Raw genomic sequence first — 9,532 nt, forward strand, 5'->3', positions numbered from 1 at the left:
CCATAAAAGTTAAGTTTAAATCTTGTATTGCTCAAAAAACTAATAATTGACGTTTACTTCATGTTTTGTTTAGTTTTCAAAGTTCACTTTGTCGCTCAGAAGCGACTTTAATATAATAACATTTTGTCGAATCATTTGTCAACAACTTATTATATTTTTTTGTTGTTCTCACTTGGTTTGTCGTGACAACATAAACAAATATACCATCTCGTCCAAATGATTGCAAGCATTTCTTTTATAAAAAGTTTAAAAAAATAATTTACGTAAATTTCAAACAAATTAATTAGTTAATTGTACAACTAGGTATAAGTACAAGCACAAACTATCCCTCTTCCATAGATTAGTACAAGAAAAGGAGGAATTGTTATGCAATGTAATGAAGCCCATCAATTATGTAATAATTTTAGAGGGCAGGTTGTACGCATTTTCGATAAAGAAGGAAACGAGCATGTTGGCCGTATTACTAGAGTATCTGAAGATCGAGTTTTTATTGAACCAGTCAATCAAAATCGTCAGAATTCTAATTTTAATAGATCATCCAATCGTAATAGAAGTAACATGAACAGAAACCAATCTAATAGAGATTTCTCAGAAAGAAACTTTTCAAATAGAAGTTTCCGCAATGAAAATCGTTTTGATAATATGTTTGGTAATCGCAATGAGGAAAGATTTGATAATCGATTCGATAGAAGATTTGACAGAAGGTTTGATAGAAGAGACGAAAGAAGAGACCATAGAGATTTTGACGGAGATGGATTTAGATGCGGATTCTTCGGCTGTGGGTTCGGTATTTCAATTGCACTCGGTTTTGTTGCAGGAGTCGCATTAGCAGCATTATTCTTTTTTTAATAGTTCAATAAAATCTTATATTCAATTACTGTGGGTATGTCTCTTTAGTCAATTGCTGACTTTTGAGACACCCTTTTATTTTATGGGTTAACTTCCTCTCATTAGTTAAAGAATAAAAGCATCGTATATATGAATAGGAGTTATCATGAAAAGAATCATTCAAGTCATAATTATTATATTCATACTTTGCTTATGTACATATACTTTTACAATTTCCAAAACATTTTTAAACATAAATAAAGTGGAGATTAATAAGCATTTTCCAATCTATCCTCATGGTGACCGGTGATTTATAAGGTATACTTAGATAAATACATTATTAATGACGAAGGTGAGGATCCTATGCAAATAGAATCATTAATAACTGATTTATCAAACATGAATTTAATTAGCAAAAAAGAAATTAAGTACACTCAACTAACCGGCGGAACATCAAGCAGTATATATCTTCTAAGTACTAGAATAAACGAGAGTAAATATATTATTAAGTTAAATGATCCTCGTATACTAGAATCAGAAGCATATTTTCTTAATTTCTATAACAAAATAGATTTATTACCCAATTTACTATTTGCAGAAAAAACATTTAAATACATAGTTTATCCATTCATTCCAGGTAGCACAAATTATGTTAGAAATAATAAAACAGAATTACTAGTAACACTTGTTGAACAGTTAATAAATAATTACGAACCCTACCCTAATGCTCCAGGTTGGGGATGGGCAGAAGATTTATCGAATTCATGGTCAGATTTTCTATTGAGTAGAATGACAGAGTCTCATAAAACTCTAGATTCGCATTTAGATAAGAAAGATCATACACTTATCTTTTCTATTATAAACAATTCAAATCAAGTCACTTATCATGGTGAACCCTTTTTATTACATGGTGACTGTGGTATACACAATTTTATTTTTAACAAAGGAAAGTTAAGTGGAATTATTGATCCTACACCAGTGTTTGGTGATCCACTTTATGATTTAATATATGCATTTTGTTCTTCTCCAGATAATCTAACCAAAGAAACAATATCTACCGCAGTCAGTCATTTGAAATTTTTACAAAATATTGATTCTCACATAATCTATAGAAACGTAATAGTTGGATTATACTTTAGGTTAGCTACATGCATAAGACATCATCCAAATGATTTAGATGAATATTTAATAGCTTGGAATTATTGGACTAGCTTGGTTAAATCTACATAATACTTTTGAATATAATAGTCTGATACCTAAGTATTAATCCGATCCTGGTAAACGAGAATTTTGTACATTCAAACAAAAAAGATAAGCTATTATGCTTATCTTTTTCTACATAAAAATACTCTATATCCTAACACATCTTTATAACGCACTAGTATTTCTTGAAATCTATGAAGCAATTCAATTCCTTCAGGTGGTAACTTTTGAAATGCTAGTGAATCAGTGGGATTTGTTGATGTATTCATTATTGTATTTCCTTTGAGGATTTTATAGTCTCTAAAGCCCCCTTTGATTAATGCTTGTTCCCACTCTCTTACCGTTTTTACTTTTGAAATACCATAAACATCCTTTATTTCACTTTCTTCTTGTAGTGTTAGTGATCTCTCAGATGTCATTTCTATGGCAAGAAAATAACCACCTTTTTTTAACACTCTTACATATTCATGTAATGATTTATCTACATTTGTGAAGCTTGTTACTGATTCTGAAATGATAATATCAAATGAATTATCCTTAAAAGGAAGGTTTTCTGCACTTGCTTGATGCAGAGTAACTGGGATTTTCTTTTTGTTAAATCGTTTTCTTGCATTGGCCAGCATCCGACTGTTTATATCGATTGTTGTAATTGAGCATTTGTAACTTTCATATAAATAGCTAGCAGTTTTACCTGAACCGCAACCAACTTCTAAAACTTGGCTAGCTGATGTCAGTGGAAGAAATCTTAATGTTTTTTTAGTTAAATCAAACCCACCTGGATGTGCATCTTCTATATTTAACGTAGCGATTAAATCTATATAAGAAAATTTCCTCATATCAAGACCCCAATCATGTAGTTTGGTATAGTCTATTCATTTAAGCATTAATTTGTTTTGTTTTCTTGAAAATGAGTTTTCCTTAAATCAAAAACATCAGCATTTAGGCTGATGTTTTAGTTTTTATAAAAAGTACAATAATGTGCTGAATTAAAATAGCCGAAATATTACTCCCCGTTACTTCTCATTCCTTTTTGAATCTTTCGAAGTGCCTTTTTCGAACCTCGTTCAATATCGTGCTGTAATTTTCTTGTCGCATAATCAACAAATAACGTATCTATGTCATATCCTTCTGGATAAAGTTCAGCAGCTATTACTTCTAAAGATATTCGTTTTTCATTCACTTCTAAAAATTCACCATTGTAAAAAACAATGAGATTATAGAAATTATCGATTTCTTTATAGACTATGCCAAAGTTATCAAAATCTAATAATTTTACTCGATCACCTTTTTGATAGTTAACCTTTTCATCAGCTTTCAATTTGACAATCTTTGGTTTCCTTATTGCACTTTCTTTTACTCTTTCTAATTGATATTCTTTATTTTCCATATATTCTTTCGCTCTTTGAAGTACATTTTCGCGAATATTCATTTTCTTAGATATCCATAGGGCATTACTTTCCCCTGATTTCCCGATTATTAACTTATACATTGGCTCTAGTGTTTCACTATTAAATCGCATTGCTGCATTCATAAAATCAGTATGCATTTCTGAAAAACGTTTAATTTCACCATAATGGGTAGTTGCAACTGTAATACATCCCATAAGATAAAATTCTTCCAATATAGAAATTGCTAGTGCTGACCCTTCATTCGGTTCCGTACCACTTCCTATTTCATCAAATAGTAAAAGTGTATTATTATTAGAAACTCCCATAATATCTGAAAGGTTTTTCATATGTGATGAAAATGTGCTTAGTGCATTTTCTATACTTTGATTATCTCCAATATCAACAAAAATCTTTTCAAATACTGCAATTTCAGTCCCCACGTCTCCGATAATATGGAAACCTGACATTGTTGCTAAAGTTAGTAAGCCTATTGTTTTTAGAACGACTGTCTTTCCACCAGCATTAGGTCCCGTAATGATTAAACTTCGATAACTTTCCCCTATCTCAAAATTAAGTGGAACAACATTACCTGTTAATAGTGGATGTTTACAATCAACTAACTTTATATATCCGAAGTCATTTAATTTCGGCTCTACTCCACCAATATATTTGCTAAATTTAGCTTTGGCAAACACCATATCATATTGGCTAATTAATTCCATATTTATATTAATTTCATAAATTTTTTCTAAAATCATTCCTGAGAGAGTAGCTAATATTTGATATTCTTCCATTGCCTCTTCAGCCTTTAGGCCTGCTAACTCACTGTTTAATTTAGTTACTGTATTCGGTTCGATAAAGACTGTTGACCCTTTAGAAGAAACTTCAATAATTGATCCAGGAACTTGCTTTTTAAAGGAAGCTTTAATTGGTATCGTATATCTGTCATCTTTCTTACTTATAAAAAAGTCTTGAATATACATTTTATTTGCACTACTACTTAGAAATTTATTTAAACGATCTTTAATTTTCTCTTCAACTGATTCAATATTATTACGTATACGTTTAAGATCCTTACTTGCCGCAGAATCAACGCTGTTTCCTTTAATTGAGAAGTTAATCTCATCTTCAATACTTATAAATTCACTCATTGAGTTTGCGTAAGAAGAGAGAATTGGGGCAAAAAATACGTTATCTTGCATAAACTTTTTAATTCTTCTACACCCTCTTAAAAAGTCCGAAATACTGATTAAATCACTTGGATCTAATATCATACCCTTTTCAAGATTTTGAATTATATTTTCAATGTTAGAAACACCTAAAAATGGTACATGTCCTTCTGCATCTAATATTGCCCGAGCTTCAGTTGTCTCATTTAATCTATTTTTAACGACTTTTATATTGGTACTAGGTTCTAACTGATTTATCAATTTTTTACCTAATCCACTTATACAATAAGATTTTACTATTTCTTTTAACTCGTTATATTGTAATTTTTCAAATGTTATATTGCTCAATTTTAATTCTCCTCTTTAATATGATTTTATCGATCATAAATGGAGATACCTACCCGTTAGATTCCAATGAAATTATTTATAGAAATAAAGAGCTTTTTTTGCCCGAAACAATATAAAAAAGCTGCAGAGATACCGCAGCTTTAATCACATTACAAGGCAATCATAATTGAAATATAGTTAAATAAGCTATTACAGAATAGCCATACTAATTTCTTTATGCGCATTATAAAGTATTGTAGGTATCTTCCTAGGTTTGAAATAAATACATGACAAAATTAAGGGTACGAATTCTACATATTCCCCTTTTTTTCATCCTATTTATTTCATTTAATTTTTTCCTATTTAGAACCTACCGCACTCACAAAATGCACCTCATTTATTATTATGTTCATTGAAATCTAACTTATTGAAATCATCATACTATTTGTGAATTGAAAAGTAAAGATGATCTACATTATTTACTGTATGTGGTTAATAAAAATTTTCTACAACTTTTTTTCCTTCAGGTAAGCACTCACTTTAAGTTTCATACTCGTAGGCCAAATGTAAAAATTAATAAATGTATCTTCAAAATTTGTAGCAAAATAGAAATTTAGTTTAATAAGGATTAATCATTGTATAAAAACACACCATTTAATTGAATATTAAATATAAAAACTGGAGACTTAAAATGAAAAAGACAATAGCTCATCTTACTTTCAGTTTATTGTTCTTATTTAACTCGATTACTACAGTACACGGAGAAATTGCAAACCATTTATTTAGTACTAAGTCTGTTAGTTTTAAAGGAAGCGATAATAATTGGGAAGTTTTACACGAGATGACTTTAGTTGGAACTGATATCTTATTTCAAACAACTATAAAATATAAAGGAAAATTTGATAAGGATTTAATTAAGTCATACTCACACTATCTGATTAGTTATAATAATGGAACGATCGGAGGAGAGAAGTTTTTATTAAATCAATCTGGTGAATTTCACGGTAAAAAAAGAGAGTGTGGCGGATGTGAGTTTATTGATAAGGAAAAAGAAATATATTATGAAATATACTGGAAAGATGCTATAAGTACAGTTATTTTAAAAAATGTGCTCTTAGGGAACAGCAGAACATTGATTATGTATTCCGTAATGCACAACGACAATTAGAGATAGCTGGTTATTATGAAGCGATTCCTTGTATTAAGAGGAGATCGCTTATTTCTATATAGAGGAGAATTATTAATCTGGCTATTAGAAGCTTTCAAACAGAAACAAATAAGCTCATCCCTAAACAGTTTACTGATAAACCTTATGGAACATTAATTGGTACATGCAGTAAAGAAGTATTTATTGTAGTAGATAATAAATGCGAGTTTTGCGGCGCCGGCTTTATTGGTACTGAACATAACAACCCTTTCGATTGTCCAGAGGAAATGGCTATTACGTATTGTGGGAGATGTAACCATGATTAAGAGAGATTAAAGTTGTTAGTGAAACAGGCGAAACTCATTATCATGAAGATTTTGATGTAAGTCATTTTTTGGAAAAGGTTATCTTATGTCGTGAAATAGCAAAGTATTTAAATCAAGTATATAGACTGTTAGTGCAGATTGAGATACTAGGTTTGAAAGTAACAGAAGATGAACAAGTCATCTTTGAGGATATCAAAGCCTATGAGCAGTATTTACATGAACACGATATAGTGCTTCGCAATAATCTTGCTTATGTAATAGGCGAACTATATCAAGAATGGGTTAAGTGTGCCCCTTGTATCAATTAAGCTTTTAGAACCATTCCTAAAGAATTGATTAATAATATATAATTAAATCAGATTATAACAAAAGGATGGTTAAGAATGAGGTTTACCATAAAAGCAATGATAGCCATAGTTATCGTTGCAATGATAGTATTAGGTTTTTATTTTGATATGCAAAATGTAAAAAAGAATGAAAAGATTGAAAGGATTGAAAAAAGAGCTAAAGCTTCTGCTGCTAAAGTTAGCAAGCCAGACCCTAACCCTCTTGTAGAACATAAATATGGAACAATAGTTAGGATGTACATAAGGGAAGGTAATTTACATATAGGTGATCATGTTCGTGCTGGATTCACTAATTATAGTGGATATTATGGCGCACATGTTTATGTAGAATTACGCAACAAGGATGATAAATTAATTGATATTCAGCACACGGGTCTTGGTGATTACGCAAATAACACCATTGTATTTAGAGAATTGAAAGAAACAGGTGAATATCATTTAGATATTACAATAGGACAGTCTGGTGGAACGAAAACATTCCCTGATGAAAAATTCAGATATGATGGAATAATCGTCGATTAACCAATTCACGAGCAGGCACCTTTGCTCTTTTATGTTTGAATTTGAGGGGAACCATGAAGAAAACTTTATTATTGATTTTATTTTTAGTTTTTCAATTATTTATATCTAATGAAAAATCCTATGCCTCTCCTGGAAGAACTGATGCTAACTGTGGACATAGGTGTTATACGAATTGTGAAAAATACGGTTTAAAGTATGGAGAATATCACTATCATAATGGTGGTAATAGTGATAATACATACGAAGAAGATCCTGACCTAGAAGAATATTATGAGCAACAATCAGATGAATTTTATCAAGAAATGGAAGATAATGAACAACAAGAGAAAGAATATTATAATGAACTAGATCAACAGTCGGAAGAACAAGAGCAGCAATATGAAGATTCTTATATAGAGGAACCTTCTGAAGTACCTGACGAAGAATATGATGAATCAGATAGTGATTTTGTTATTTGTGATTATATAATAAATCCTTATTCTATCGGTGGTATAGGAAATATAATTGAATATAGAGATAAAAAGAAGAAATGAGTAGGGTTACCCCCCTGCTCTTTTTTATTTGTAAATCGAATTAAAGCTAGAGGAGAGATTACATGATAATCCAAATAGACATGAGGAGAGAATTTATGTACTTCAATCAAAAATTTGCTGAACATTTAGGGATCATAAAAAAAAGTGTTAAATTCGATCACCAAATGACTGCAATGCAAATGTTTAATCACAATATGAAGTATGGATTTGAAGAAGCCATGACACGTTTAAAAAATGAGTGTGAACACTTTGATGAAGAATATCCAAAATTAGCTCCAAGTTTTGAACCAAAAAAATTACTTGTAGCACATTTATGGGCTATGCATTTTCCATACGTAAATACAAAAAAAACATATCGAACTAAACAATTAATTGAGTCATTCCCTTGGACAATTTGGGGTGATGCAGTAAAAGAAATTTTACAGACATCCCCCCTACCTTATGATTTGGTAAGCGAATTAAAAGAAAAAGACGAGTTAACGGAATACCAACAAAGATTACTAGATACCGCATTAGATATTATACAGATTGCGGAAAACCTCAAAGCAATAGAAAGCTTTGGAAGATATGATTTAAATTTTAACTTTAGTGAATTAGAAATTGAATTCCGAATTAATAATGTATAGGCAAAGAATGAAGAAGATGCTTACTATTTTGCTAAGGTTAAATTAAAAGAACGAATTGGCATTGATCCTGATGAAATTACGCAAAAGAATAATATATATTACTACATGGAAGTAGAAGTATTAGATTTTGAACCTGAAAATAAAGGAGATTATTTATGTTAACAGTTAATTCATTTTTAGAAGCAGCAGAAAATACTTATGTAACACGTATGACAGAGAAATAGGATAAACCAAGTAATTAACTTCTTTATAAAGTACTAAAGCATGTAAATGTTACAGATAACGAACTGTTATGAACAGTTCGTTTTTCGTGTTAGTTTTAGTTGTTCACCTAGGATCATTTAATCAATGAACTAGATACTTAAGATTAATTCAAATATTAAATAACTCGGTATTGAATTGGTTTGTATTTAGAATAGTTCTTCATTTCTTTAAATATTTTTAAATTAAGGAAGGAGTGTAGATTTTAATGCCTGAGGTTGAAAAGAAAAATTGGGTTGATAAAAGTATTATTCTATTATTGGTTTTTGTATTTATTATTTTAGCTATAAACATGCCAAAGATACAGAATTTAGATGAGTCAACTTTAATAGGGACTTACCATAGCAAAAAACTTCCATTTGCATCAATAGTATTTGATGAAGATCACCATCATACGTTTTATTATTATAATCGTTCTGAAGTAGATAAGGGAACTTATTCACAAAAAACAGATACGACGTATGTAATTAATAGTTCTAAGTTTCATAATTTGAAAATCATTTATGATAAAAAAAGAAGAACTTTTAAAATAAAAATTGATAATGAAACTTATGTTTTTAAACAGCTTGATACAATTCCTTATATTATAGATAATTCTAAATGACCAGATTCAGTTGCTTCAAGTACTTGGTATTCAAATTTTGTATAAAGGACTTTAAAGGACTATCAAAAAATTGACAGTCCTTTAATATTTATTAAGTATGAACATATAACGGATCCAAAATAAAAAAAGCACCAGCTGATTAGCTGATACTTTGGTAAACCAGGCGACGTTCTACTCTCACAGGGGGAAACCCCCAACTACCATCGACGCAAAAGAGCTTAACTGCCGTGTTCGGTATGGGAACGGGTGTG

At 30.3% G+C, this 9,532-nt stretch carries 9 protein-coding genes and 1 rRNA gene; 7 read left to right on the top strand and 3 right to left on the bottom strand.

Annotated elements, in window-relative coordinates; all coding sequences use genetic code 11:
- Positions 1-366 precede the first annotated feature (366 nt).
- Together ACFWM3_RS24790 and ACFWM3_RS24795 are read left to right on the top strand one after the other, a co-directional pair.
- A complete protein-coding gene (locus tag ACFWM3_RS24790) occupies positions 367-849 on the top strand; it encodes a hypothetical protein (RefSeq protein WP_056472111.1) in 483 nt (160 codons plus the stop codon).
- Between the two features lie 342 nt (positions 850-1,191).
- Positions 1,192-2,058: an aminoglycoside phosphotransferase family protein gene (locus ACFWM3_RS24795; protein ID WP_390313370.1), complete on the top strand. Its 867-nt coding sequence runs from the start codon at positions 1,192-1,194 to the stop codon at positions 2,056-2,058.
- A 95-nt stretch (positions 2,059-2,153) separates the two neighbouring features.
- Here the strand turns inward: ACFWM3_RS24795 and ACFWM3_RS24800 are convergent, their stop codons facing one another.
- A complete protein-coding gene (locus ACFWM3_RS24800; protein WP_390313371.1) occupies positions 2,154-2,867 on the bottom strand; it encodes a class I SAM-dependent methyltransferase in 714 nt (237 codons plus the stop codon).
- Between the two features lie 167 nt (positions 2,868-3,034).
- A complete protein-coding gene (locus tag ACFWM3_RS24805) occupies positions 3,035-4,936 on the bottom strand; it encodes an endonuclease MutS2 (protein ID WP_390313372.1) in 1,902 nt (633 codons plus the stop codon).
- Between the two features lie 670 nt (positions 4,937-5,606).
- On the opposite strand from ACFWM3_RS24805, the gene ACFWM3_RS24810 reads away from it, so the two are divergent.
- From ACFWM3_RS24810 to ACFWM3_RS24830, 5 genes are all read left to right on the top strand, one after another.
- The gene (locus ACFWM3_RS24810) at positions 5,607-6,083 is read left to right on the top strand and encodes a hypothetical protein (RefSeq protein WP_390313373.1); all 477 of its coding nucleotides are present in this window, start codon (positions 5,607-5,609) and stop codon (positions 6,081-6,083) included.
- Positions 6,084-6,771: 688 nt separating this feature from the next.
- Entirely contained in the window at positions 6,772-7,257 is a 486-nt protein-coding gene (locus ACFWM3_RS24815) for a hypothetical protein (protein WP_390313375.1), read from the top strand.
- Between the two features lie 53 nt (positions 7,258-7,310).
- Positions 7,311-7,790: a YHYH domain-containing protein gene (locus ACFWM3_RS24820; protein WP_390313377.1), complete on the top strand. Its 480-nt coding sequence runs from the start codon at positions 7,311-7,313 to the stop codon at positions 7,788-7,790.
- 95 nt (positions 7,791-7,885) lie between these two features.
- On the top strand, positions 7,886-8,416 hold the full coding sequence (locus tag ACFWM3_RS24825; RefSeq protein ID WP_390313379.1) for a hypothetical protein: 531 nt from the start codon (positions 7,886-7,888) through the stop codon (positions 8,414-8,416).
- A 469-nt stretch (positions 8,417-8,885) separates the two neighbouring features.
- On the top strand, positions 8,886-9,281 hold the full coding sequence (locus tag ACFWM3_RS24830; RefSeq protein ID WP_390313381.1) for a hypothetical protein: 396 nt from the start codon (positions 8,886-8,888) through the stop codon (positions 9,279-9,281).
- Between the two features lie 158 nt (positions 9,282-9,439).
- On the opposite strand, the gene rrf is transcribed toward ACFWM3_RS24830, so the two are convergent.
- A 5S ribosomal RNA gene (gene rrf / locus ACFWM3_RS24835) occupies positions 9,440-9,532 on the bottom strand; the annotation flags it as partial.

Origin of the sequence: Gottfriedia sp. NPDC058432 (genome assembly GCF_042721555.1) — a bacterium.
Lineage (GTDB): Bacteria > Bacillota > Bacilli > Bacillales > Bacillaceae_G > Gottfriedia.

Excerpts from the sequence above, each read along its gene's own strand:
- ACFWM3_RS24790 (WP_056472111.1), top strand. The coding sequence starts at position 367 with ATGCAATGTAATGAAGCCCATCAATTATGTAATAATTTTAGAGGGCAG.
- ACFWM3_RS24795 (WP_390313370.1), top strand. The coding sequence starts at position 1,192 with ATGCAAATAGAATCATTAATAACTGATTTATCAAACATGAATTTAATT.
- ACFWM3_RS24800 (WP_390313371.1), bottom strand. The coding sequence starts at position 2,867 with ATGAGGAAATTTTCTTATATAGATTTAATCGCTACGTTAAATATAGAA.
- ACFWM3_RS24810 (WP_390313373.1), top strand. The coding sequence starts at position 5,607 with ATGAAAAAGACAATAGCTCATCTTACTTTCAGTTTATTGTTCTTATTT.
- ACFWM3_RS24815 (WP_390313375.1), top strand. The coding sequence starts at position 6,772 with ATGAGGTTTACCATAAAAGCAATGATAGCCATAGTTATCGTTGCAATG.
- ACFWM3_RS24820 (WP_390313377.1), top strand. The coding sequence starts at position 7,311 with ATGAAGAAAACTTTATTATTGATTTTATTTTTAGTTTTTCAATTATTT.
- ACFWM3_RS24825 (WP_390313379.1), top strand. The coding sequence starts at position 7,886 with ATGTACTTCAATCAAAAATTTGCTGAACATTTAGGGATCATAAAAAAA.
- ACFWM3_RS24830 (WP_390313381.1), top strand. The coding sequence starts at position 8,886 with ATGCCTGAGGTTGAAAAGAAAAATTGGGTTGATAAAAGTATTATTCTA.